The 24,827-nt window shown below is 72.0% G+C and carries 19 protein-coding genes; 8 read left to right on the top strand and 11 right to left on the bottom strand.

Features of this window, described 5'->3' with window-relative positions; all coding sequences use genetic code 11:
- Window positions 1–150: 150 nt before the first annotated feature.
- Window positions 151–1,053 (bottom strand): tRNA (adenine-N1)-methyltransferase, encoded by a 903-nt coding sequence (locus ACH499_RS34175; RefSeq protein ID WP_356205901.1) that lies wholly within the window; start codon window positions 1,051–1,053, stop codon window positions 151–153.
- 47 nt (window positions 1,054–1,100) lie between these two features.
- Window positions 1,101–2,801, bottom strand: a complete 1,701-nt coding sequence (locus tag ACH499_RS34180; RefSeq protein WP_399020926.1) for a site-2 protease family protein — start codon at window positions 2,799–2,801, stop codon at window positions 1,101–1,103.
- A 173-nt stretch (window positions 2,802–2,974) separates the two neighbouring features.
- Here ACH499_RS34180 and ACH499_RS34185 point away from each other — a divergent pair, with 173 nt between their 5' ends.
- On the top strand, window positions 2,975–3,988 hold the full coding sequence (locus tag ACH499_RS34185; RefSeq protein ID WP_399020929.1) for a RecB family exonuclease: 1,014 nt from the start codon (window positions 2,975–2,977) through the stop codon (window positions 3,986–3,988).
- 14 nt (window positions 3,989–4,002) lie between these two features.
- Entirely contained in the window at window positions 4,003–4,674 is a 672-nt protein-coding gene (locus tag ACH499_RS34190) for a response regulator transcription factor (RefSeq protein WP_356205904.1), read from the top strand.
- Between the two features lie 85 nt (window positions 4,675–4,759).
- On the opposite strand, the gene ACH499_RS34195 is transcribed toward ACH499_RS34190, so the two are convergent.
- The 3 genes from ACH499_RS34195 to metH form a co-directional block, all read right to left on the bottom strand.
- The gene (locus ACH499_RS34195; RefSeq protein ID WP_356205905.1) at window positions 4,760–6,364 is read right to left on the bottom strand and encodes an ABC transporter substrate-binding protein; all 1,605 of its coding nucleotides are present in this window, start codon (window positions 6,362–6,364) and stop codon (window positions 4,760–4,762) included.
- A 378-nt stretch (window positions 6,365–6,742) separates the two neighbouring features.
- Window positions 6,743–7,444 (bottom strand): HAD family hydrolase, encoded by a 702-nt coding sequence (locus ACH499_RS34200; protein ID WP_399020932.1) that lies wholly within the window; start codon window positions 7,442–7,444, stop codon window positions 6,743–6,745.
- Between the two features lie 137 nt (window positions 7,445–7,581).
- Complete coding sequence (metH, locus tag ACH499_RS34205) at window positions 7,582–11,094, bottom strand: methionine synthase (RefSeq protein ID WP_356205907.1); 3,513 nt, start codon at window positions 11,092–11,094, stop codon at window positions 7,582–7,584.
- Window positions 11,095–11,469: 375 nt separating this feature from the next.
- Here metH and ACH499_RS34210 point away from each other — a divergent pair, with 375 nt between their 5' ends.
- The 5 genes from ACH499_RS34210 (at window position 11,470) to ACH499_RS34230 (ending at window position 18,064) form a co-directional block, all read left to right on the top strand.
- A complete protein-coding gene (locus ACH499_RS34210; RefSeq protein ID WP_356205908.1) occupies window positions 11,470–12,234 on the top strand; it encodes an IclR family transcriptional regulator in 765 nt (254 codons plus the stop codon).
- 362 nt (window positions 12,235–12,596) lie between these two features.
- The gene (locus ACH499_RS34215; protein ID WP_356205909.1) at window positions 12,597–13,391 is read left to right on the top strand and encodes an MIP/aquaporin family protein; all 795 of its coding nucleotides are present in this window, start codon (window positions 12,597–12,599) and stop codon (window positions 13,389–13,391) included.
- A gap of 84 nt (window positions 13,392–13,475) precedes the next feature.
- A complete protein-coding gene (gene glpK / locus ACH499_RS34220) occupies window positions 13,476–15,014 on the top strand; it encodes a glycerol kinase GlpK (RefSeq protein WP_356205910.1) in 1,539 nt (512 codons plus the stop codon).
- A gap of 8 nt (window positions 15,015–15,022) precedes the next feature.
- The gene (locus tag ACH499_RS34225; RefSeq protein WP_399020934.1) at window positions 15,023–16,639 is read left to right on the top strand and encodes an FAD-dependent oxidoreductase; all 1,617 of its coding nucleotides are present in this window, start codon (window positions 15,023–15,025) and stop codon (window positions 16,637–16,639) included.
- A gap of 438 nt (window positions 16,640–17,077) precedes the next feature.
- Complete coding sequence (locus tag ACH499_RS34230) at window positions 17,078–18,064, top strand: PAC2 family protein (protein WP_356205912.1); 987 nt, start codon at window positions 17,078–17,080, stop codon at window positions 18,062–18,064.
- Between the two features lie 62 nt (window positions 18,065–18,126).
- Here ACH499_RS34230 and mshC read toward each other — a convergent pair whose 3' ends face one another.
- The 4 genes from mshC to ACH499_RS34250 all read right to left on the bottom strand — a co-directional run bounded on the left by mshC (window position 18,127) and on the right by ACH499_RS34250 (window position 21,615).
- Window positions 18,127–19,356 (bottom strand): cysteine--1-D-myo-inosityl 2-amino-2-deoxy-alpha-D-glucopyranoside ligase, encoded by a 1,230-nt coding sequence (gene mshC / locus ACH499_RS34235; protein WP_356205913.1) that lies wholly within the window; start codon window positions 19,354–19,356, stop codon window positions 18,127–18,129.
- Between the two features lie 102 nt (window positions 19,357–19,458).
- Window positions 19,459–20,289: an SCO1664 family protein gene (locus ACH499_RS34240; protein ID WP_399020936.1), complete on the bottom strand. Its 831-nt coding sequence runs from the start codon at window positions 20,287–20,289 to the stop codon at window positions 19,459–19,461.
- Window positions 20,253–20,843, bottom strand: coding sequence for a DUF3090 domain-containing protein (locus ACH499_RS34245; RefSeq protein WP_356205915.1), 591 nt, complete (start codon window positions 20,841–20,843; stop codon window positions 20,253–20,255). The genes ACH499_RS34240 and ACH499_RS34245 overlap by 37 nt, the downstream gene beginning before the upstream one ends.
- 85 nt (window positions 20,844–20,928) lie before the next feature.
- A complete protein-coding gene (locus tag ACH499_RS34250) occupies window positions 20,929–21,615 on the bottom strand; it encodes a histidine phosphatase family protein (protein ID WP_399020939.1) in 687 nt (228 codons plus the stop codon).
- A 61-nt stretch (window positions 21,616–21,676) separates the two neighbouring features.
- On the opposite strand from ACH499_RS34250, the gene corA reads away from it, so the two are divergent.
- Window positions 21,677–22,672 carry a magnesium/cobalt transporter CorA gene (gene corA / locus ACH499_RS34255; RefSeq protein ID WP_356205917.1) on the top strand — a complete coding sequence of 332 codons (996 nt, stop codon included), beginning with the start codon at window positions 21,677–21,679 and terminating at the stop codon, window positions 22,670–22,672.
- Window positions 22,673–22,703: 31 nt separating this feature from the next.
- Here the strand turns inward: corA and ACH499_RS34260 are convergent, their stop codons facing one another.
- Window positions 22,704–23,492, bottom strand: a complete 789-nt coding sequence (locus ACH499_RS34260) for a ferritin-like domain-containing protein (RefSeq protein WP_399020941.1) — start codon at window positions 23,490–23,492, stop codon at window positions 22,704–22,706.
- A gap of 236 nt (window positions 23,493–23,728) precedes the next feature.
- Window positions 23,729–24,784 (bottom strand): LLM class F420-dependent oxidoreductase, encoded by a 1,056-nt coding sequence (locus tag ACH499_RS34265; RefSeq protein ID WP_356205919.1) that lies wholly within the window; start codon window positions 24,782–24,784, stop codon window positions 23,729–23,731.
- Window positions 24,785–24,827: the final 43 nt, after the last annotated feature.

The raw sequence follows: 24,827 nt of genomic DNA on the forward strand, positions 1-24,827 counted from the left end.
CCACCCTTCAGGGGGGGGGGGGCGGGGGGGGGGGGGCCCGGGGGGGGGTGCCGGGGGGGCCCTTCAAGCGGGGGGGGGGGGGGGGGGGGCCCGGGGGGGGCCGGGCACCCCCACCCCGGCGCCTGTGCGTTGATCAGGGCACGGGCCGGGTCAGCGGCCGGAGCCTCCGCCCGCGTTGGGGCCGTCGTAGTCCTCGCCGTAGGCACCCTTGGCGGGGCGGCGGCGGCGCATGGGCGGCTCGACGCCGTCGGCGAGGCGGCGGGCGGTGAGCAGGAAGCCGGTGTGGCCGATCATCCGGTGGTCCGGGCGGACGGCCAGGCCCTCGACGTGCCAGTTGCGGATCATCGTCTCCCAGGAGGTCGGCTCGTTGAAGCAGCCGATCTCACGGATGGACTCGACGGTCCGGGCGAGCTGGGTGGTGGTGGCCACGTAGCAGCACAGGATGCCGCCGGGCACGAGCGCCTTGGAGACGGCCTCCAGGCACTCCCAGGGGGCGAGCATGTCGAGGATGACGCGGTCGACGTCCGTGTCGGACAGGTTGTCCTGGAGGTCGCCGACGGTGAGCTGCCAGGCGGGGTGCGGGCCGCCGAAGTAGCGCTCCACGTTCTGCCGGGCGATCTCCGCGAAGTCCTCGCGGCGCTCGTAGGAGTGCAGCATTCCCTGGTCGCCGATGGCCCGGAGCAGGAAGCTGCTGAGCGAGCCGGAGCCGACGCCGGCCTCGACGACGCGCGCGCCGGGGAAGATGTCGGCGAAGGCGAGGATCTGCCCCGCGTCCTTCGGGTAGACGACGGCTGCCCCGCGGGGCATGGACAGGACGTAGTCGGGGAGCAGGGGGCGCAGCGCGAGGTAGGCGACGTTCCCGGTGGTGCGGACAACGCTGCCCTCGGGAGCACCGATCAGTTCGTCGTGCGGGAAGGAACCCTTGTGGGTGTGGAAGTTCTTCCCGGCCTCGAGCGTGAACGTGTAGTGGCGGCCCTTGGGGTCGGTCAGCTGAACCTGGTCCCCGACCTTGAAGGGCCCGCGCCTGCGGGCGGCACCGGTCGGTTCGGACATGTGACCAGCCTACCGGTCCGAGCGGAGGCCGCCGACCACGCGGGCGGCTAGGACGGGCGGGCCATGGCCTTCACGAAGGCGCGCTCCACGTCGGCCGCGGACAGCACGCCGTAGATCTCGCCGGTCTCCTCGACGACCAGGTACTCGGTCGCCGGGGCCGCCCGCAGCGCGTCCAGGAGCTCCTCGCCGGTCAGCTCGGCCGAGACCCGCATGCCGTCGGTGAGGTCCTGGGCGAGTCCGCTGACCGGGACCCAGGGGCGGCGGTGCTCGGGTACGCCGACGATGGCGGCCTCGCGGACCAGGGACACGGGCCTGCCCTCGCCGTCGACGACGACCAGGGCCCGGGCGCCGGAGGCGTTGGCGCGGCGCAGGGCCTCGGAGAGCGGGGTGTCCCCGGGGACGGGGACCGCGCGCCGGGTGAGGGCGCGGGCGCGCAGCTCGGGCAGGTGCTCGCGCAGGCGGGCCATCCGCAGGCTGTTGCCGGCGCCGGTCCAGATGATCGCGGCGAGGATGGCGGCGAGCAGGGCGTCCAGCAGGGTGTCCATGCCGACGTTGTCGGCGGCGCGGGAGCCGAGCGCTCCGGACTGGGTGAGCAGCGGCAGCCCGATCAGGACGGAGACGGCGAGCGCCCGGCCGACCCAGGCGGCGGCGACGGTGCCGCTCATCGGCCTGCCGGTGAGCTTCCAGACGACGGCGCGGAGCATGCGGCCGCCGTCCAGGGGGAGGCCGGGCAGCAGGTTGAAGACGGCCACGATGAGGTTGGAGATCATCAGGCCGGCCAGCAGGACGCCGGGGACGGTGCCCGGCTCGACGGGCAGCATGGCGGCGTAGAAGACGCCGGCGAGGACGAGGGAGAGCAGGGGGCCGACGAAGGCCAGCACGAACTCGCGGCCGGGTGTCTCGGCCTCCTTCTCGATCTCGGAGACGCCGCCGAAGAACTGGAGCTGGATGCGGCGGACCGGGAGTTTGAAGCGGAGGGCGGCGACGGTGTGGGCCAGTTCGTGGACGAGGACGGAGGCGTAGAAGGCGACCGCGAAGAAGAGGGAGACCAGATAGCGGGCGGCGCCCAGCTCGGGCAGGATCCGGTCGAGCTGGCCGCCGAACACCCAGGTGATCAGGGCGGCGACCAGGAACCAGCTCGGGGCGACGTAGACGGGCACGCCGAACGGCCGGCCCATCAGCAGGCCGCCGCCGGGTTCCGGACGGCGCTGCGGGGGCCGTCCGGGGCCGGTGCCGCTGTGGGCCTCGGAGCGGGCGGCGCGGTGGGGGTGGCTGTGGACCGGCCCTGCCGCCGGGGCGCCGTCGCGGGTGCCCTCGTCGGCCGCGGGGTTCGGGGTCTCGGGGGCTCGGGGCGCGTCGCCGGTCGGGGATGCGGGATTCCGCGTCTCCTCGCCGGGCGCCTCACCGGACGAGGCCGTGGGGTCCGGGGTGCCACGGCCGGGGAGGCCGTCGGACGCGGCTGCGTCGTCCGGGGTGTTGGGTGCCGGTGTCCGGCGCCGCGGTGCGGGCTCCTGCGGGGCCTCGCCGTCCTCCTGCCGCGGCTCCTCCGCTCCCCCGGTGTCCTCGCCTACTGTCCGTGACGGGCCGTCGGGGCCGTCGTGCGTCGCCCGGCGTCGTTCCTCGGGCGTGCCGGCAGTCGTGGAATCCGGGTGTGCGGGTCCGGCGGCCGGGGCCGGGGACCCCGTGTGGGGCTCGGCCGACTCGTCGTTGCCGGACCGCGGCTGCCCGCTCCCGCCGCTCACGTCCACGGTGTCCCCTCGTTCGAAGCGTCTCCCGCGCCTGCCGGGCGGGAGGGTCTCCTGTCGATGGTATGCGGCAGTCGCGGTCCGTTCGGCCTCGGCACCCTCTGCTTCCCGTCCCCGGGCGCGGGCGACGGCCGCGAGTAGGTCACTGTCAGTGGCGGGCCGTAAGGTCTGTGGGCATGGAGACGAGCATCGAGGAAGTCGCGGAGGACGCCTCAGGCCCCGCACCGGCGGCGACGGCAGCCGCGGACCCGGGACCTGCGGCCAAGGGCCCGGTGGCCACCGCCGCCCCGGACGCACCCCCTGTCGTGCCCGCGCCCTCGCCCGTGCCCGCCTCCGTCCCCGCTCCCCCTGCCTCGCTCTCCCCCTCGCGGGCCGGCGACTTCATGCAGTGCCCGCTGCTGTACCGGTTCCGGGTCATCGACCGGCTGCCGGAGAAGCCCAGCGCGGCGGCGACGCGGGGCACCCTGGTGCATGCGGTGCTCGAGCGGCTCTTCGACGCCCCGGCGGCCGAGCGCACCCCTCCGCGGGCCAAGGCCCTGGTGCCGGGGCAGTGGGACCGGCTGCGGGAGACCAGGCCGGAGGTCGAGGAGCTGTTCGCGGACGACCCGGAGGGCGAGCGGCTGGCCGGCTGGCTGGCCGAGGCCGAGCAGCTCGTCGAGCGCTGGTTCACGCTGGAGGACCCGAGCAGGCTGGAGCCGGCCGAGCGCGAGCTGTTCGTCGAGGCGGAGCTGGACTCCGGGCTGCGGCTGCGCGGCATCATCGACCGGGTCGACGTGGCGCCCACCGGCGAGGTGCGGATCGTCGACTACAAGACGGGCAAGGCGCCCCGGCCCCAGTACGCCGAGGGCGCGCTGTTCCAGATGAAGTTCTACGCGCTCGTGGTGTGGCGGCTGAAGAAGGTCGTCCCGCGGCGGCTCCAGCTCGTCTACCTCGGCAGCGGTGACGTGCTGACCTACGACCCGGTCGTCGCCGACCTGGAGCGCGTCGAGCGCAAGCTGCTGGCCCTGTGGGACGCCATCCGGCTGGCGACGGAGACGGGCGACTGGCGTCCGCGCCCCACCAAGCTGTGCGGCTGGTGCGACCACCAGGCGCACTGCCCGGAGTTCGGCGGCACTCCCCCGCCCTATCCGCTGCCGGTGAGGGGGCCCGAGTCCGGCGCCGTCGAGCAGGGCAGAATGGGGCCGGACTAGCGAAGGAGACTTACGTGGCCATCCGCGTCCTATTGGTCGACGACCAGCCGCTGCTGCGCACGGGCTTCCGGATGATCCTGGAGGCCGAGCAGGACATCGCGGTCGTCGGCGAGGCCGGGGACGGCCTCCAGGCGCTGGACCAGGTGCGGGCGTTGCAGCCCGACGTGGTGCTGATGGACATCCGCATGCCGCGGATGGACGGTGTGGAGGCGACCCGGCAGATCACCGGCCCGGAGCGGGACGGTCCGGCCAAGGTGCTGGTGCTGACGACCTTCGACCTGGACGAGTACGTGGTGGAGGCGTTGAAGGCGGGGGCCAGCGGCTTCCTGCTGAAGGACGCCCCCGCCAACGAACTGGTGCAGGCCATCCGCGTGGTGGCGGGCGGCGAGGCCATGCTCGCGCCGAGCATCACCAGGCGACTGCTCGACAAGTACGCCACGCACCTGCCGTCCGGTGAGGAGCCGGTGCCCGACACCCTGCACACGCTGACGGACCGTGAGGTGGAGGTCCTGAAGCTGGTGGCGCGCGGTCTGTCGAACGCGGAGATCGCCGCCGACCTGTTCGTCAGCGAGACCACCGTCAAGACGCACGTGGGGCACGTGCTGACCAAGCTCGGTCTGCGCGACCGGGTGCAGGCCGCGGTGTACGCGTACGAGAGCGGGCTGGTGCGTCCCGGCGCCCAGTAGCGCACGGCAGCCGAAAGGGCGCCCCCTTCCTTGCGGAGGGGGGCGCCCTTTCGCGTACGGACGGCGGCCGGCGGGCCGGCCCTCGTCAGCCGCTCACACCGCGGGCCAGCTCCCAGAGCTGCAGCGTCGAGGAGGAGTTGAGGGCGTAGGCGGTGCCGGTGACGTCGTCGCGGCTGGCGACGTACTGCTTGCCCTGCCACAGCGGGATCAGCGGGACGTCGGCGGCGACGACGTCCTGGATCCGGGTCAGGCTGTCCACGGCGGAGAGCCGGTCGGCCTCACGCCGGGACTGCGGGATCAGGTCGTCGATGACCTCGCGGTTCACGTACGGCGAGTTGAGGGTGTTGTCCTTGTCGAGGAACGGCGCCAGGAAGCTGTCCGCGTCCGGGAAGTCGGGGAACCAGCCCATCCCGAAGACGTCGTACTGGCGCTTCTGCTCGGCCGGGCGGAAGTCCTTCCACGGCGTGCCCTTGATGTCGACGTCGAACAGGCCGCTGTCGTTGAGCTGCTTCTGGAGCTGCTCGAACTCCTGCTTGGTCGCGGCACCGTAGTGGTCGGTGGTGTAGTGCAGGGTCAGCTTGACCGGCGTGGTGATGTCGGCGTCCTCGAGCATCGCCTTGGCCTTGCCGACGCTCGGGTCGCCGTACTTGTTGAAGAACGAGTTGGAGTGGCCGGTGATGCTGGCCGGAACCATCGAGTACAGCGGCTCGGCCTGGGAGCCGTAGACCGCGGAGACGAGCTCGCTGCGGTTGATGACCTGGGCCATCGCCTTGCGGACGGCCTTGTCCTTGACGCTCGGCGCCTCGGTGTTGAAGGCGAGGTAGCGGATCTCGAGTCCGGCCACCTCGACGATGTCGACGTCGCCGCCCGACTCGTTGGTGAGCTTGCGGATCTGGTCCGGTGTCATGGCGCGGGTCATCAGGTCGATGTCGCCCTTGTCGAGGGCGGCTCCCATGGTGTCGGCGTCGGCGAAGGAGACGACCTCGGCCTTGTCGTTGTTCACGGTCAGCGACCCCTTGTAGTTGGGGTTGCGGGTGAACACCGCCTTGGTCAGTTCGCCGTCCTTGACCTCCGACTCCATGGTGTACGGGCCGGAGCCGTCCACCTCGAAGCCGTCGCGCAGCTTGTCCTTCTCGTAGTCGTCGGGGTTGACGATGCCGGCGACCGGGGTCGACAGCTTGAACGGGAAGGTCGCGTCGGCGGTGTTGAGGTGGAAGATGACCTCGCGGTCGCCCTGCGTCTCCACGGTGTCGACGGTGGACAGCAGCGCGAACACGCCGCTGTCGGCCTTGAGGGAGAGCGCGCGGTCGATGGAGAACTTCACGTCGGCCGCCGTCACGGGGTCGCCGTCGGCGAACTTCAGTCCGTCGCGCAGGGTGCAGGAGTAGCGCTGGTTGCCGGTGTCCGTGAACCCGCACTTCTCGGCCGCCTCGGGCACCGGCTCGCCGTCACCGCGCGGCTGGATCATCAGCGTCTGCACGGTCTGGCGCAGCAGGTTCCAGGAGCCGACGTCGTAGGCGTACGCCGGGTCGAGCGGCGCGGGCGCCTCCTCCGAGGCGCTGAACCGGTCCGTGGTGCCGACGACGATCGCGTCCCCGCCGCCGCTGCCGCCGTCGGACCCGCCGCAGGCGGCGAGTACCGGCGCGAGCAGGCCGACGACGGCCGGCAGCACCAAAGTCTTGCGGTTCATGCTCGAGTTTCTCCAGAGCTGTCAGGTCCGTGTATGCGGCATGCAGGGGTGTCGCGGCCGATCACGGGGGTAGTGGCTGAGGTTCTCGCGTCGAGGTTAGTCCGCGCCCTCAGCAGGGCCCGCAGCCCCCGGAGTTGAAACCTCATCACAGAGTGAAACCGGGCGTGGACACACCGAAAACCCGACAGCGGAAGGATTCGTGCAGTGATTCACCAATCGGGACACAAAGGCGGTCCGACAACGTTCTCACGGCGTGATTCAGCACAGCCGTACCCGACTGTCGACCCCGTTCGGCGTGGTGAACGTCACAGATCGCCAGTTGTCGGTGCCCCTCGGAACGCGGTTGTCGCGGGGGACTCGGTCTCGCTGCGTGAACGCTCAGAGCGTGAGGGTCATCAGGCCGCGCAGAAAGGCCAGGTCGACCTCTTCCAGGGACCCGACCACGGTGCGGCGGGCGGCCGGGGTGATGGGGGCGACCGAGGGCACGGCGACGACGTGGCAGCCGGCGGCCTCCGCCGCGGCGACGCCGGTCGCGGTGTCCTCGACGACGGCGCAGCGGGCCGGGTCCACTCCGAGTCCGGCCGCGGCGGCGAGGTAGGGGTCGGGGTGGGGCTTGGTGCGCGGCACCTCGTCCCCGGCGACGGTGAGGGCGAAGTGACGGTGGCCCAGCGAGGTCAGCACCCGGTCGATGATGCGCCGGTGCGAGGCGGAGACCAGGGCCGTCGGGATCTCGTGCTCGGACAGTTCGGCGAGCAGGCGCGCGGCCCCGGGCATGAGGGGCAGGGTGCGTCCGATGCGCTCCTCGAAGCCGTCGTTGAGGAGGACGGTGAGTTCGGCGAGGGAGATGTCGGCACCGGTGGCCTCGATCAGGAAGCCCGCGCTGCGGGTCATGGGACCGCCGACCACCACGTGGCGCCAGGATTCGTCGAGGGTGTGGCCGAGGGAGGCGAAGACCTCGTTCTCGACGTCCCACCAGAAGCCCTCGGTGTCCACCAGGGTGCCGTCCATGTCGAGGAGCACCGCCTGAAGGGCGGAGCCTTCGGCCGTACGGGTTCCGAGCGCGGGGACCGTACTGGTCATCCACGTACCTCCTTGGGGGACGATCAGGCCGGTTCCCGGGAAGGGAACCGGCCTGCAGTGGACCGACCAGTCTACGTCGTGCGGGGCGGGAACGCCCGATGCGACTCCGCAGCCCCGCCGAGGGACCGGCGGTGGCCTCAGCGGGCGTTGAAGTACTTGGCCTCCGGGTGGTGGATCACGATGGCGTCCGTGGACTGCTCGGGGTGGAGCTGGAACTCCTCGGAGAGGTGGACGCCGATGCGCTCCGGCTGGAGCAGGTCGGCGATCTTCGCGCGGTCCTCCAGGTCCGGGCAGGCGCCGTAGCCGAGGGAGAAGCGCGCTCCCCGGTACTTCAGCGCGAACATGTCCTCCATCGCGGCCGGGTCCTCCCCCGCGAAGCCGAGTTCGGAGCGCACGCGGGCGTGCCAGTACTCGGCGAGGGCCTCCGCGAGCTGTACGGACAGGCCGTGCAGCTCGAGGTAGTCGCGGTAGGCGTTGGCCTGGAACATGCGGGCCGTCTCCTCGCCGATGCGGGAGCCGACGGTGACGACCTGGAAGCCGACGACGTCCGTCTCGCCGGACTCCTCCGGGCGGAAGAAGTCGGCCAGGCACAGGCGGCGGCCCCGGCGCTGGCGGGGGAAGGTGAAGCGGGTGCGCTCGTTGCCGTCGTCGTCCAGGATGATCAGGTCGTCGTCCTTGGAGACGCAGGGGAAGTAGCCGTAGACCACGGCCGCCTCGAGGAGGTTGTCGGTCTGGAGCCGGTCCAGCAGGCCGCGCAGCCGGGGCCGGCCCTCGGTCTCGACCAGTTCCTCGTACGAGGGTCCCTCGCCGGTGCGGGCCTGCTTGAGGCCCCACTGGCCCTTGAACAGGGCGCCCTCGTCCAGCCAGGACGCGTACTCCTTGAGCTGGATGCCCTTGACGACGCGGGTGCCCCGGAAGGGCGGCTCGGGGACCGGGTTGTCGGTGGCCACGTCGGAACGGACGTGCCCTTCCTCCGGCCGCTCCTCGACCTCGACGGTGGCGGCCTTCACCCGGCGCTGGCGCAGCTCGGGCAGCCGGGCGCCGGGCACGCCGCGCTTGATGCCGATGAGGGCGTCCATCAGGCGCAGGCCCTCGAAGGCGTCGCGGGCGTAGCGGACCTCGCCGTCGTAGATCTCGTGGAGATCCTGCTCGACGTAGGCGCGGGTGAGGGCGGCGCCGCCGAGGATGACGGGGTAGTCGGCGGCCAGGCCGCGCTGGTTCAGCTCCTCCAGGTTCTCCTTCATGATCACCGTGGACTTGACCAGGAGCCCGGACATGCCGATGACGTCGGCCTTGTGCTCGTCGGCGGCCTCCAGGATCGCGGAGACCGGCTGCTTGATCCCGAGGTTGACGACGGTGTAGCCGTTGTTCGACAGGATGATGTCGACCAGGTTCTTGCCGATGTCGTGGACGTCGCCCCGCACGGTGGCCAGCACGATCGTGCCCTTGCCCTCGTCGTCGGTCTTCTCCATGTGCGGCTCCAGGTAGGCCACCGCGCTCTTCATGACCTCCGCCGACTGGAGCACGAACGGCAGCTGCATCTGACCGGAACCGAACAGCTCCCCGACGACCTTCATGCCGTCGAGCAGCGTCTCGTTGACGATCTCCAGCGCGGGACGCGCCCGCAGGGCCTCGTCCAGGTCCGCCTCGAGCCCGTTGCGCTCGCCGTCGATGATGCGCCGCTTGAGCCGCTCCTCCAGCGGCAGCGCGGCCAGCTCCTCCGCCTTGGACGCCTTCAGCGACTTGGCGGTGGCGCCCTCGAAGAGCTGCATCAGCTTCTGCAGCGGGTCGTAGCCCTCCCGGCGCCGGTCGTAGATCAGGTCCAGGGCCGTGGTGACCTGCTCCTCGTCGAAGCGGGCGATCGGGAGGATCTTGCTGGCGTGCACGATGGCCGAGTCCAGGCCGGCCTTGACGCACTCGTCGAGGAACACGGAGTTCAGCAGGATCCGGGCCGCCGGGTTGAGCCCGAACGAGATATTCGACAGGCCGAGCGTGGTCTGCACCTCGGGGTGGCGCTTCTTCAGCTCCCGGATGCCCTCGATGGTCGCCACGCCGTCCTTGCGGGACTCCTCCTGGCCGGTGCAGATCGTGAACGTCAGGCAGTCGACCAGGATGTCCGACTCCCGGATGCCCCAGTTCCCCGTCAGGTCGGCGATCAGCCGCTCGGCGATCTCGACCTTCTTCTCGGCGGTACGGGCCTGGCCCTCCTCGTCGATGGTCAGCGCGATCAGCGCGGCCCCGTGCTCCCGGGCCAGCCCGGCGACCTTGGCGAACCGCGACTCGGGGCCGTCGCCGTCCTCGTAGTTCACCGAGTTGATCACCGCACGGCCGCCCAGCCGCTCCAGGCCCGCCCGGATCACGTCGACCTCGGTCGAGTCCAGCACGATCGGCAGCGTCGAGGCGGTGGCGAAGCGTCCGGCCAGCTCCTCCATGTCGGCCACACCGTCCCGGCCGACGTAGTCCACGCACAGGTCCAGCATGTGCGCGCCCTCGCGGATCTGGTCCCGGGCCATCTCGACGCAGTCGTCCCAGCGGCCGGCCAGCATGGCCTCGCGGAACTTCTTCGACCCGTTCGCGTTCGTCCGCTCGCCGATCGCCAGGTACGAGGTGTCCTGCCGGAACGGCACCGTCTGGTAGAGGGAGGCGGCGCCGGGCTCCGGGCGCGGGTCACGCCCGCCCGGGGTGAGGTCGCGCACCCGCTCCACCACCTGCCGCAGGTGCTCGGGGGTGGTGCCGCAGCAGCCGCCGACCAGGGACAGCCCGTACTCGCGCACGAACGTCTCCTGCGCGTCGGCCAGCTCGGGCGCGCTCAGCGGGTAGTGGGCGCCGTCCTTGCCCAGGACCGGCAGGCCGGCGTTCGGCATGCAGGACAGCGGGATACGGGAGTGCCGGGCGAGGTAGCGCAGGTGCTCGCTCATCTCCGCCGGGCCGGTCGCGCAGTTCAGGCCGATCATGTCGATGCCGAGCGGCTCCAGCGCCGTGAGCGCGGCGCCGATCTCGGAGCCCAGCAGCATGGTGCCGGTGGTCTCGACCGTCACCGACACGACGACCGGCAGGTCCAGCCCCAGGGCGTCCAGCGCGCGCCGGGCGCCGAGCACGGAGGCCTTGGTCTGCAGCAGGTCCTGGGTCGTCTCCACCAGCAGCGCGTCCGCGCCGCCCTCGACCAGGCCCTCGGCGTTGCGCTGGTAGGCGTCGCGCAGGGTGGTGTACGGGGCGTGGCCGAGGGTGGGGAGCTTGGTGCCGGGACCCATGGAACCGAGCACCCAGCGCTGCCGGCCGTCCTTGGCGGTGAACTCGTCTGCGACCTCGCGGGCGACGCGGGCGCCGGCCTCGGACAGCTCGTGGACGCGGTCCGCGATGTCGTACTCGCCGAGGGCGGAGTGGTTCGCGCCGAAGGTGTTGGTCTCCACGCAGTCGACGCCGACGGCGAAGTACTCCTCGTGCACCGAGCGGACGATGTCGGGGCGGGTGAGGTTCAGGACCTCGTTGCACCCTTCGAGCTGCTGGAAGTCGTCGAGCGAGGGGTTCTGCGCCTGGAGCATGGTGCCCATCGCGCCGTCGGCGACCACCACACGGGTGGCGAGTGCCTCGCGGAGGGCGGACACGCGGGTGCGGGTGTCGGCGGACGGGGTGGACGGCGACGAGGCCATGAAGGGGCTCCCTAGGATGCGACGGCTGTCGGCTTTGCGCCTTCCCGGTGCCGTCCGCGGGACGTCCCGGGAGAGGACGCACGCCGTCAGGGTAGCCCGGGACCCGGAGATGATGGTCGAGGCGTCCACGAGGCGGACCGGAGTGGCGGCCGGCCGCCGCCCCGGACGGACGCCCGCGTGACACGGGCGGGACGGTCCCGCGGGGACCCGCCGGTCCCGGTGGGGGGACCGGTTCCGGCCATGCCGCCGTCCGAGTGCAACAGTTGCCCGCCGACCATTGGCGGGAGGTCGGCATGGACCGGTAGTGTTCGGCATTGCCGAACGACGTCAGCGACGCCGAGGTCGGCAGTCGATGGGGACGGAGGCAGTACGTCGATGGCACGGAACATCCAGTCGCTCGAGCGGGCGGCCGCGATGCTGCGCCTGCTAGCGGGCGGTGAGCGACGCCTCGGTCTGTCGGACATCGCCTCGTCGCTGGGTCTGGCCAAGGGCACCGCGCACGGCATTCTGCGCACCCTGCAGCACGAGGGCTTCGTGGAGCAGGACGAGGCCTCCGGGCGCTACCAGCTCGGCGCCGAGCTGCTGCGCCTGGGCACGACCTACCTGGACGTGCACGAGCTGCGGGCGCGCGCCCTGGTGTGGACGGACGACCTGGCGAGGTCGAGCGGCGAGAGCGTGTACCTGGGGGTGCTGCACCAGCAGGGCGTCCTGATCGTGCACCACGTCTTCCGCCCCGACGACAGCCGGCAGGTCCTGGAGATCGGGGCCATGCAGCCGCTGCACTCCACCGCCCTCGGCAAGGTGCTGTCGGCCTACGACCCGGTCGCGCACAGCGAGGCGCTGGAGACCGAGCGCAAGGCGTTCACGGACCGGACGGTCTGCGAGCCGGGCCGGTTCGAGCACCTCCTGGACCTCACGCGCGCGCGGGGCTACGCGGCCGACGTGGAGGAGACCTGGGAGGGCGTCGCGTCCATCGCCGCCCCCATCCACGACCGGCGACGCATGCCGGTCGGCGCGGTCGGCATCACCGGCGCGGTGGAGCGGGTGTGCCGGGACGGCGAGCTGCGGCCCGAGCTGGTCGCGGCGGTGCGCGACTGCGCCCGCGCGGTGTCGCGGGACCTGGGCGCCGGGCGGTTCTGAGGCGGACAGGGGGCGGCCGTCCGGGACACGGACGGCTACGGGGGCGAGGGGCCGGAACGCCGGGGGGCGTTCCGGCCCCTCGCCCTTTGCGGCCCCTCGCCCCGTTTCCGCACCGGGCCGTCCGGTCGACGAGCCGAAGCGATCAATAACGATCGTGCTTTCGATAACAGGGCTCTTGACGCATGCGCGCGGCCGAAGCGAGACTCGCGTCCATCGGTCGGCATTGTCGAACACCTACCGGCAATACACGTTAGAGTGTGACAACGCCAAGGGCCGCCATCGCTCTCACACCGAGGGCGCCGGAACACCCGGAGGGACCCGGGGGTTCGGCTTCCCCTGGACGAAGGACAAAGGAGTCGCGGGTGTCCAGCTCCGACATCTTCATCGGCGAGACCATAGGTACCGCCATACTCATCCTGCTCGGCGGCGGCGTCTGCGCCGCCGTGACGCTCAAAGCCTCCAAGGCCCGCAACGCCGGCTGGCTCGCCATCACCTTCGGGTGGGGCTTCGCCGTCATGACGGCGGCGTACATATCGGGTCCGCTCTCCGGCGCCCACCTCAACCCCGCCGTGACGCTCGGTATCGCCATCAAGGACAACGACTGGAGCGACATCCCGACCTACCTCGCGGGTCAGCTCCTCGGCGCCATGATCGGCGCGGTCCTGGTGTGGATCGCCTACTACGGCCAGTTCCAGGCCCACCTCACCGACCGGGAGATCGTCGGCGGCCCGGGAGCGCAGGACACGGCGGCCAAGTCCGTCGAGGCGCAGGAGAGCGCGGCCGGACCCGTGCTGGGGATCTTCTCGACCGGTCCGGAGATCCGCAACGTGGTCCAGAACCTCGCCACGGAGATCATCGGCACCTTCGTCCTGCTGCTCGCCATCCTCACCCAGGGCCTGAACGACGCGGGCAACGGCCTCGGCGTCCTGGGCGCCCTGATCACCTCGTTCGTGGTGGTGTCGATCGGTCTGTCCCTGGGCGGTCCCACGGGCTACGCGATCAACCCGGTCCGCGACCTCGGCCCGCGCATCGTGCACGCCCTGCTTCCGCTGCCCAACAAGGGCGGCTCCGACTGGGGCTACGCCTGGATCCCGGTCGTCGGTCCGCTGATCGGAGGAGCGATCGCCGGAGGTGTCTACAACGTCGCGTTCGCCTGAGCGGGCATCCGCCCGGCCATCATCGAGCCGCAGCCCACGCGCCGTACGCACCGGCCATCCACCACGGAACCCCAGGAGCAGACTGTGACCGACGCCCACACCGCAGGCCCCTTCATCGCCGCCATCGACCAGGGCACCACCTCCTCGCGCTGCATCGTCTTCGACCGCGACGGCCGCATCGTCGCCGTCGACCAGAAGGAGCACGAGCAGATCTTCCCCAAGCCGGGCTGGGTCGAGCACGACGCCACCGAGATCTGGACCAACGTCCAGGAGGTCGTCGCCGGCGCGGTCGAGAAGGCCGGCATCACCCGCGACGACATCAAGGCCATCGGCATCACCAACCAGCGCGAGACCACGCTGGTCTGGGACAAGAACACCGGCGAGCCCGTCCACAACGCCATCGTCTGGCAGGACACCCGCACCGACGCCCTCTGCCGCGAGCTGGGCCGCAACGTCGGCCAGGACCGCTTCCGCCGCGAGACCGGCCTCCCCCTCGCCTCCTACTTCGCCGGCCCCAAGGCCCGCTGGCTGCTCGACAACGTCGAGGGCCTGCGCGAGCGCGCCGAGGCGGGCGACCTGCTCTTCGGCACCATGGACACCTGGGTCATCTGGAACCTGACCGGCGGCGTCGACGGCGGCAAGCACGTCACCGACGTCACCAACGCCTCCCGCACGCTGCTGATGAACCTGCACACCATGCAGTGGGACAAGCGGATCGCCGAGTCGATCGGCGTGCCGACGCAGATGCTCCCCGAGATCCGCTCCTCCGCCGAGGTCTACGGGGAGATCAAGGGCGGCAGGCTCGGCGAGCTGCTCGGCGGCATCCCGGTCGCCTCCGCGCTCGGCGACCAGCAGGCGGCCCTGTTCGGCCAGACCTGTTTCTCCGAGGGCGAGACCAAGTCGACGTACGGCACCGGCACCTTCATGGTGATGAACACCGGCGACAAGATCATCAACTCCTACAGCGGGCTGCTGACCACCGTCGGCTACCAGATCGGCGACCAGAAGCCGGTCTACGCCCTGGAGGGCTCGATCGCCGTCACCGGCTCGCTGGTGCAGTGGATGCGCGACCAGATGGGCCTGATCTCCACCGCCGCCGAGATCGAGACCCTCGCCCTGTCCGTCGAGGACAACGGCGGCGCGTACTTCGTACCGGCCTTCTCCGGCCTGTTCGCCCCGTACTGGCGCTCCGACGCCCGCGGTGTGATCGCCGGCCTGACCCGGTACGTCACCAAGGCGCACCTCGCGCGCGCCGTCCTGGAGGCCACCGCCTGGCAGACCCGCGAGATCGCCGACGCCATGACCAAGGACTCCGGCGTCGAGCTGTCCGCGCTCAAGGTCGACGGCGGCATGACCTCCAACAACCTGCTGATGCAGACCCTCGCCGACTTCGTGGACGCCCCCGTGGTGCGCCCGATGGTCGCCGAGACCACCTGCCTCGGCGCCGCCTACGCCGCCGGCCTCGCCGTCGGCTTCTGGAACAGCACCGACGACCTGCGCGCCAACTGGCGGCGGGCCGCCGAGTGGACCCCCCGCATGGACGCGGAGACCCGCGACCGTGAGTACAAGAGCTGGCTCAAGGCCGTCGAGCGGACCATGGGCTGGCTCGAGGACGAGGAGTAAGAACCGCAATGACCACTCAGTCCACCCTGCAGTCCGTGCCTGCCCTGGGGACGCACCCGGCCTCCGGATCGAACCCGAGCCGGGCCGAGACCCGGGAGCAGCTCTCCAAGGCGTCGTACGACCTTCTCGTGATCGGCGGCGGCATCCTGGGCATCTCCACCGCCTGGCACGCCGCGCAGTCCGGCCTCAGGGTGGCCCTGGTCGATGCCGGCGACTTCGCCGGCGCCACCTCCTCCGCCTCCTCCAAGCTGCTCCACGGCGGACTGCGCTACCTGCAGACCGGCGCGGTGAAGCTGGTGGCGGAGAACCACTTCGAGCGCCGTGCGGTCTCCCGCCAGGTGGCCCCGCACCTGGCGAACCCGCTCACCTTCTACCTCCCCGTCTACAAGGGCGGGCCGCACGGCGCGGCGAAGCTCGGCGCGGGTGTCTTCGCGTACTCGGCGCTGTCCGCCTTCGGTGACGGCGTCGGCCACCTGCTCTCCCCGGCCAGGGCCGCGCAGGACGTGCCGGAGCTGCGCACCGAGAACCTGAAGGCCGTGGCCGTGTACGGCGACGACCAGATGAACGACGCGCGCATGGCGCTGATGACGGTCCGCGCCGCGGTCGAGGCGGGCGCGGTCGTCCTCAACCACGCCGAGGTCACCGGTCTGCGCTTCACCCGTGGCCGGGTGACCGGCGCCGAGCTCAAGGACCGCCTGTCCGGGGACGAGTTCGGCGTGAACGCCCGTCTCGTGCTGAACGCGACCGGCCCGTGGGTCGACCACCTGCGCAAGCTGGAGGACCCGAACGCGGCGCCGTCCATCCGCCTGTCCAAGGGCGCGCACCTGGTGCTGAAGCGCACCTCGCCCTGGAAGGCGGCGCTGGCCACGCCGATCGACAAGTACCGGATCACCTTCGCCCTCCCGTGGGAGGACATGCTGCTGCTCGGCACCACCGACGAGGAGTACGAGGGCGACCCGGCGGACGTCGCGGTGAACGAGAAGGACACGGCCCAGATCCTCGACGAGGCCGCGTTCTCCATACGCGACCAGCAGCTCGACCGGGATCTGATCACGTACTCCTTCGCGGGTCTGCGCGTGCTGCCGGGCGGGCCCGGTGACACGGCGAAGGCCAAGCGCGAGACGGTCGTCACCGAGGGCCGGGGCGGGATGCTCTCCGTCGCGGGCGGCAAGTGGACCACGTTCCGCCACATCGGCCGTACGGTGATGCGGAAGCTGGAGTCGCTGCCCGGCCACCCGCTGGGCGACGACTTCGAGCCGATCGCCTCGCTGCCGAGGAAGCTGCCGCTGCCGGGTGTCGCCAACCCGCGCGCCGTCGCCCACCGGCTGCTGGTGGACGGCCCGGCGCCCGGCCCGCGCATGGCGGCCGACACCGCCAGGCACCTGGCCACACACTACGGTTCGCTCGCCTTCGACATCGCCCGGCTGGCCAACGAGAGCCCCGAGCTGGCCGAGCGCGTCCACCCCGACGCCCCGGAGATCTGGGCGCAGGTGGTGTGGGCCCGTGACCACGAGTGGGCCGAGACCCCCGACGACGTGCTGCGCCGCCGCACGACGCTGACCGTGCGCGGCCTGGCCACGGACGAGGTCCGCGCGAAGGTCCAGGACCTGCTCGACAAGAAGTAGGGCCGTCGCGGACGTTCGGACGTCCCCGCGCGACGGAAGGGCGCCTCCCCGCACGGAGGCGCCCTTCCGTGTGCCGCGGGGCGTTGTCGGTGCCGGTATCCGTGGAGCCGTGGGCACGGTTGACGCGAACCCGGCCGAACTCGCCGCCCCGCGCGCCGCGTTCGCCGGTCAACGCACGTCGCCGATGTGGGCGCGCCGCCCTCGGGCGCCGGGTCCGGTCCCGCCGCCGCGGGGTCCGGACGCGCCGCCCGGGTGGAGCGCCGGGCCTCCCGCGAGGAGTGGTTCGACGACGGGGGCCGGGTGAGGAACGGGGGTGTCCGGCGGGGGCGAACGGGGCAGTGATCCGTTCACCGCCCCCGTTCGAGGGGGCTGCGGGCGGCCCCTCGGCACGCCGTAAGGTTGGGGGGTACGCGAGGGCACGTCGGAAGGAGGCGCTGGGTGATCGAGCTCGAGGGGGTTCCCGAGCTGATCGACCCGGTCATGGTGGCCGCGTTCGAGGGCTGGAACGATGCCGGCGACGCCGCATCCGCCGCGGTCGCGCATCTGGACAGGGAGTGGAAGGGCGAGGTCTTCGCTGCGCTCGACGCCGAGGACTACTACGACTTCCAGGTCAACCGTCCCACGGTGTTCATGGACGGTGGCGTCCGCAGGATCACATGGCCGACGACCAGGCTCTCGGTGGTCCGCGTCGGCGGGGACAAACCGCGTGACCTGGTCCTCGTCCGCGGCATCGAGCCGTCCATGCGCTGGCGGTCGTTCTGCAACGAACTGCTCGGCTTCGCCCATGAACTGGGCGTCGAGCTGGTGGTCGTCCTGGGCGCCCTGCTGGGCGACACCCCGCACACCCGTCCGGTGCCGATCAGCGGGACCACGTCGGACGCCGACCTGGCCCGGCGCATGGACCTGGAGGAGACCAAGTACGAGGGCCCCACGGGCATCGTCGGCATCCTCCAGGAGGCGTGCACGCACGCGGGCGTCCCGGCGGTGTCGCTGTGGGCCGCGGTGCCGCACTACGTGTCGCAGCCGCCCAACCCGAAGGCCACCCTGGCCCTGCTGAACCGGCTCGAGGACCTGATCGACGTGCGTGTCCCGCTGGGCGAGCTGCCCGAGGACGCGCGTGCCTGGCAGGTCGGCGTGGACCAGCTGGCCGCCGAGGACAGCGAGGTCGCCGAGTACGTCCAGTCGCTGGAGGAGGCCCGGGACACCGCGGAGCTGCCGGAGGCGTCGGGCGAGGCGATCGCCCGCGAGTTCGAGCGGTATCTGCGGCGCCGGGACGGCGGCTCCGGTCCGGGCGGGCACGCCACGGCGGACGGCGGCGAGGCGACGCCCGGCACGCCGTATCTGCGGGACAACCCGAGCGGCCGGACCCGGCCGCCCAAGCCGCCGAAGACGGGCGGGGACGACGAGGAGTCGTCGGAGGACTGAGCGGAGACGGAAAGGGCGCGCTTCCCGGCGGGAAGCGCGCCCTTTCGCTCTGCCTCGCGTCGTTACAGCGCGACGCCGAGCAGCGCGTCGACGGCGCGGGAGACGACACCGGGCGCGCCGGTGTCCGTGCCGCCGGACTCCTGCTGCAGCGCGGCCCAGCGGTCGACCGCGGCGAGCGCGGACGGGGAGTCCAGGTCGTTCGCCAGGGCCTCCCGGATCTCCTCCACGAGCGCCTCGGCGGGCGGTCCGTCGGGCCGGGAGACGGCGGCGCGCCAGCGGTCGAGGCGGGCGACGGCGTCCCTCAGCACCTCGTCGGTCCACTCCCAGTCGGAGCGGTAGTGGTGGGCCAGCAGCGCGAGCCGGATGGCGGCGGGGTCGACGCCCTGGCGGCGCAGTTCGGAGACCAGGACCAGATTGCCCTTGGACTTCGACATCTTCTCGCCGTGCAGACCCACCATGCCGGCGTGGACGTACGCCTTCGCCATGGGGAACTCCCCGGTGAGCACCTGGGCGTGCGAGGCGCCCATCTCGTGGTGCGGGAAGGCGAGGTCGGAACCGCCGCCCTGGACGTCGAAGCCCATGCCGAGGTGGTCGAGGGCGATGGCCACGCACTCGATGTGCCAGCCGGGCCGGCCGCGGCCGAGGGAGCCGCCGTCCCAGCTCGGCTCGCCCTCGCGGGCCGCCATCCACAGCATCGGGTCGAGCGGGTTCTTCTTGCCCGGCCGGTCGGGGTCGCCGCCCCGCTCGGCGGACAGCAGTCGCATGGCGGCCGCGTCGAGGTGGGAGACGCCGCCGAAGTGGGGGTCGGACTCGACGGAGAAGTAGACGTCTCCCTCGAGTTCGTAGGCGGCGCCGGCGTCGCGCAGCCGCTCGACCAGCGGGACGATGCCGGGTATGGCCTCCACGGCGCCGATGTAGTGCCGCGGCGGGAGCATGCGCAGCGCGGTCATGTCCTCGCGGAAGAGGGCGGTCTCCTTCTCGGCGAGGGCGGTCCAGTCGACGCCGTCCCGCTCGGCCCGCTCCAGCAGCGGATCGTCGACGTCGGTGACGTTCTGGACGTAGTGAACCTGTCGCTTGGTGTCGAGCCACACGCGCTGCACGAGGTCGAACGCGTTGTAGGTCGCCGCGTGTCCCATGTGGGTGGCGTCGTAGGGGGTGATGCCGCAGACGTAGATACGGGCGACGGGACCGGGGTCGGAGGTGACCAGACCGCCGGTCGCGGTGTCGTGGATCCTCAGGTCGCGGCCCTGACCGGGCAGGGCGGGGACCTCGGAAGCGGGCCAGGCATGCATGTCATGAGCCTAACCGGACGGATGTTCCGTCCACGAACCGGACCGGTCTGGTGGCCGGGCGGGCGCTCTTGCGCGTCGCCGGCGCTTGTGCGTGCGGAGCGGTCAGACCGGCGGCCAGGGGATGGCGGGCCACTCCCCGCCGGGTTCCGGATGTGTTCCGGCCGCCAGGAGGGCGCCGACCCGTACCCGCGTGGCGTCCAGTTCCGCGGGAGTGATCAGCCCGCCGAGCCGGGCCGCCAGGGGCGCGCCGTCCCTCAGTCCCTCCTGCAGGGTGTCGAGGACCGCCAGGGCCTCCCCGGTCAGCGGATCGCCGGCCCAGCCCCACAGGAGCGTGCGCAGTTTGTTCTCCGTGTGGAAGGTCACACCGTGGTCGATGCCGTAGAGCCGTTCCCCGGCGGCGGGCAGCAGGTGGCCGCCCTTGCGGTCGGCGTTGTTGATCACGGCGTCGAGCACGGCGAGCCGCCGCAGCCGCTCGTCGTCGGCGTGCACGAGCAGCGCGGTGCGCCCCTCGCCCACCTCGGCGAACGCGATCGCCTTCCACCCGGGTGCGGGCTCCTCGTCCTCCACGAGGGCGAGCAGGCCCGTCTCCGGCACCGCCTCGATCCAGAGCTGGACCATGCCTTCGCCGTACGGGCCGTCGCGCAGCACGGTGGGCGGCACGAGGCCCCAGCCGGTCGCCTCGGAGACCTCGTACGCGGCGACCTCGCGCCGGGCGAGGGTGCCGTCCGGGAAGTCCCACAGGGGGCGCTCGCCGGCGACCGGCTTGTAGACGCAGGCCGCCTCGCGTCCCTCGTGGGTCACGGTGCAGTACAGCGCCGCGTTGGAGGCGTCACGGATGCGTCCGCGCACGGTCAGCTCGCCCCGGGCGAGCAGCTCTGCGGCCGCCGCGTCGGTGGTCACGCTCCGCGGCGGTATCCGTTCTGGCGCGGACATACGTGTCCTTCCGGGTCGAGCGGGAGGCTGCACAGCGGGCACGGCGGCCGCCCGGCGTTGACGACGTCGAGGGCTCGCTTGGCGAAGGCTCTGGCCTGCGCGCCGGTGAGGCGCACGCGGAGCATCGGGGGGCCGTTCTCCTCGTCCTGGAGGAGTCGTTCCTCGGCCTCCGCCAGGTCCTCCTCGGACTCGGCGTCCAGCTCCACGAGGGCCTGCGCCTCGACGATCATGCACTGGTCCTCGCCGTCCCAGGCGAGCGCCATGGTGCCGACGCGGAACTCCTCCTCGATCGGGGTGTCCAGCGGCGCCGTGTCGGCGTTCTCGGCGGGGGCCACGGCGGGAACGGCGGTGCTGCCGCCGCTGCGCCGTACGACCTCGTCGAGGAGTTCGTCCATGCGTTCGGCGAGCGCGGCGACCTGGGTCTTCTCCAGGGCCACGCTGGTCACCCGGGAGCCGGCGATGGCCTGGAGGAAGAACGTACGGCGTCCGGGCAGCCCGACCGTGCCGGCCACGAAGCGATCCGGTCGGTCGTAGAGGAACACCTGACGGGACACGTCCTGTCTCCATGGGAAGTCGGGGGAAGCGGGATTTCGGGGTGTGAGCTGTGCTGCGGTCGCTTCACCCTACTGCGGGCGACGATCACGGTGCGCCCGCACCACCACCGACCGGGGCGTCCCCCTCGGGCGGCTCCTCGCGCGGCACCAGGGAGGCGAAGTCGCCGGTGTCGCCGAGGCGCACGAGGTACGGCCGCAGCCGGGTGTAGCGGATCGCGGTGACCGAGCAGGGTTCGACGGACACGCGCTGGAAGAGGTCGAGGTGGAGGCCGAGCGCGTCCGCGACGAGCGACTTGATGATGTCGCCGTGGGAGCACATGAGGTAGACGGCGTCGGCGCCGTGGTCGCGCTCCACGCGCGCGTTCCACTCGCGCACCGCCTCGGCGGCGCGGGTCTGCATGGCGCGCATCGACTCGCCGCCGGGGAAGGCGGCCGCCGAGGGGTGGGCCTGGACCACCTCCATCAGGGGCTCGTCCTTGAGTTCGGCGAGTTTGCGGCCGGACCAGTCGCCGTAGTGGCACTCCCCGATCCGTTCGTCGGTGTGCGCCCGCAGGCCGGGCCGGGCGTCCAGCAGGGGCCGGATCGTCTCCTGGCAGCGCTGGAGCGGGCTGGTGACGACCTCGGCGAGGGGCAGGGCGGCGAGCCGCCCGGGCAGCGCGGCGGCCTGCGCGGCGCCGCGTTCGTCGAGGGAGACGCCGGGCGTCCAGCCGGCGAGCACCCCCTCGGTGTTGGCGGTGGAACGTCCGTGCCTAACCAGGATCAGCGTGGGCATGCGGCCAGGGTAGGCGTACGGCGCGGTGGGAGTCCGCCGGGGCGAGGGGAGAATGCGTTCGGTGATCGTCGACTGTGCCATCTACCGGGACGGGCGCCGCACGGACGGGCCCGAGGACTTCTCGGACGCGCTCGGCGAGGCGCGGACGGCGGGCGGCTTCGTGTGGATCGGGCTGTACGAGCCGACGGAGCGCGAGTTCGACCTGGTCGCGGAGGAGTTCGGACTGCATCCGCTGGCCGTCGAGGACGCCCTGAAGGCGCACCAGCGGCCCAAGCTGGAGGTGTACGAGGACTCGCTGTTCGCCGTGCTCAAGCCGGTGGTGTACGAGCCGGAGAGCGACGCCGTGTCGACCGGGGAGGTCATGATCTTCCTGGGCGACGCGTTCGTGGTCGTCGTCCGGCACGGCGAGGGCTCACCGCTCGGGGCCGTGCGCAAACGGCTGGAGCACGAGCCCGGGCTGCTCGGCAAGGGCCCCACCTCGGTGCTGTACGCGATAGCCGACGCCACGGTCGACCACTACCTGGACGTGGCGACCGAACTCCAGACCGACCTGGAGGAGCTGGAGGCGGAGGTGTTCTCGCCGGAGGGCGGCGGCTCGCGGCACACGGCGTCGCGCATCTACACCTTCAAGCGGCAGATCCTGGAGTTCCGCCGCGCGACCGGCCCGCTGGCGCCGCCGCTGGCCCGCCTGGCCGGGACGGGCGCGTTCGGCCCCGGGGTGCCGTTCGTGAACGACAGGGCCCGGCCGTTCTTCCGGGACGTCAACGACCATCTGTTGCGGGTCAACGAGTCGGTGGAGGGCCTGGACCGGCTGGTGTCCGACGTCCTGTCGGCGCATCTGGCGCAGACGAGCGTCCGCCAGAACGACGACATGCGGAAGATCTCGGCATGGGCGGCGATGGCCGCGGTCCCCACGATGATCGCGGGCATCTACGGCATGAACTTCGACCACATGCCGGAGCTGCACTGGGTGTGGTCGTATCCGGCGGTGATCGCGGTGATGGCCGTCCTGGAGGTGCTGCTGTACCGGCAGTTCAAGCGCCGGGGCTGGCTCTAGGCCCGGGGGCGGGACCGCCGGCCGGGGCGTGTCAGGCGAGTTCGGGGGCCGGGGCGGAGGGACCGCCGAGCGCGTCGCGCCGCTCGGGGAGGCGCAGCGTGACCATCCGGCGCCAGCCGGCCAGCCGCTCGTAGGCGTACACCGCGCGGATGCCCGCCGCGAGCACCGCCGACCTGGCCCGCGACCAGCCGAGGATCCGCCCCATGTGGGCCATCACCGCGAGGCTGACGTCCCGGTGGACGCGGATCTCGGCGAGCGCGCACTCGCGCAGCGTCCGCTGGATGTACCGGCCGTGTCCGGCGGCGGCGAAGCGCAGCAGTTCCTCGTGGGAGTAGGCGAGGTGGTTGTCCTCGTCGGCCGAGATCATGCGCACGGCACGGCCGATGCCGGGGTGGTCGGCGAAGTACTTGAGGAGCAGCGCCATCTGCTCGGCGGCGCGCTGCTCGGTGACCCTGCTGTGCGCGAGGTAGGTGATGACGTCCCGCTCGGTCAGGGGCCTGTCGGCCTTGAGCTTGTCGTGCGCGAGGCCGATGCCGTGCCGCTCCAGGAGCATGGTGTAGTCGGTCTCGGGCGGTACGCGGACCGGTTCGAGCCCGCGTTTCTTCAGCAGGGCGTTGAAGATCCGCCCGTGCTTGTCCTCGTCCGCGCCGTGCCGCGTGATCTTCGGGGCCAGGGCGCGCTCGCTCTCGGGCACCAGCGCCGCGATGCGGGCGTTCTCCCAGCCGCCCTGCGACTCGCCGCTGGCCGCGATGGAGCAGAAGAGACGGAATGACTCGTCGTTGTCGAGGATCTCCTGGAACAGGCTCTTGGCCGAAAGCATCGCTGGCACCTCTCTGCCGTGGCGGGGCTCCGCAGTGTCCGCAAAGAACGAGTCAAGTGCGGACCGCCGGGACCGGCAACACGTGCGGCGTGCGAGTCGGCCGAACGAAGGACGGCGGGCGGGCTTTGGGGCGTAACCCCGCGGGCCCGGACGCGTTGTTCCGCGTGACGGCCGTGGCGGGGAAGACCCCCGAGCCCCCACCACGGCCGCAGAACCTTCCGGGACCGACGCCGCCGTCAGGCGAGGCCGGCGCGTTCCAGGGCCTCGGTGCCGGCGCGGAGCGCGGCGATCCGCTCGTCCAGGGTGAAGCCCGCCGGGGCGAGGGTCAGCGTGGTGACGCCGGCGGCGGCGTAGGCCTTCATCCGGTCCGCGATGCGGTCGACGGAGCCGAGCAGCGTGGTCCGGTCGATCAGGTCGTGCGGTACGGCCGCGGCGGCGCCCTGCTTGTCGCCGGACAGGTACTTGTCCTGGATCTCGGCGGCCTCCCGCTCGTAGCCCATGCGCCGGGCGAGCTGGTTGTAGAAGTTCTGCTTGCGGCTGCCCATGCCGCCGACGTACAGGGCGGTGTACGGGCGGAAGATGTCGGCGAGCGCGGTGACGTCCTGGTCGTCGCCGAGGGCGAGCGGCAGGGTGGGGACGATGTCGAACCCTTCGAGGCTCTTCCCGGCCTTCTCCCGCCCGGCACGCAGATGCCGGATGGCGGTCTCCTCCAGGTGGTCGGCGGACGGGAAGATGAGCAGCGCCCCGTCGGCGATCTCGCCGGTCTGCTCCAGGTTCTTCGGGCCGATCGCGGCGATGTAGAGCGGGATGTGCTCACGCTGCGGGTGCACGGTCAGCTTGATCGGCTTGCCGGGCCCGCCGGGCAGCGGCAGCGTCCAGTGCTCCCCCTCGTACGACAGGCGCTCGCGGGTCATCGCCTTGCGCACGATCTCCACGTACTCCCGGGTGCGGGCCAGGGGCTTGTCGAACTTGACGCCGTACCAGCCCTCGGAGACCTGCGGTCCGCTGACGCCGAGGCCGAGGCGGAACCGGCCGCCGGAGAGGGAGTCGAGGGTGGCGGCCGTCATCGCGGTCATCGCGGGCTGGCGCGCGGGGATCTGGAAGATGGCCGAGCCGATGTCGATGCGCTCGGTCTGCGCGGCGACCCAGCTCAGCACGGTCGCGGCGTCCGAACCGTAGGCCTCGGCGGCCCAGCAGACGGCGTAACCGAGCCGGTCGGCCTCCTGGGCGACGGCCAGGTTGTCCGCGTCCATTCCGGCACCCCAGTAGCCGAGGTTGATCCCGAGCTGCATGGCCGATTCCCCTTACCGATCAGTAACGTCTGTGGTGCCCCGA

The sequence above is a fragment of the Streptomyces sp. NPDC018947 genome (assembly GCF_044390505.1).
Lineage (GTDB): Bacteria > Actinomycetota > Actinomycetes > Streptomycetales > Streptomycetaceae > Streptomyces.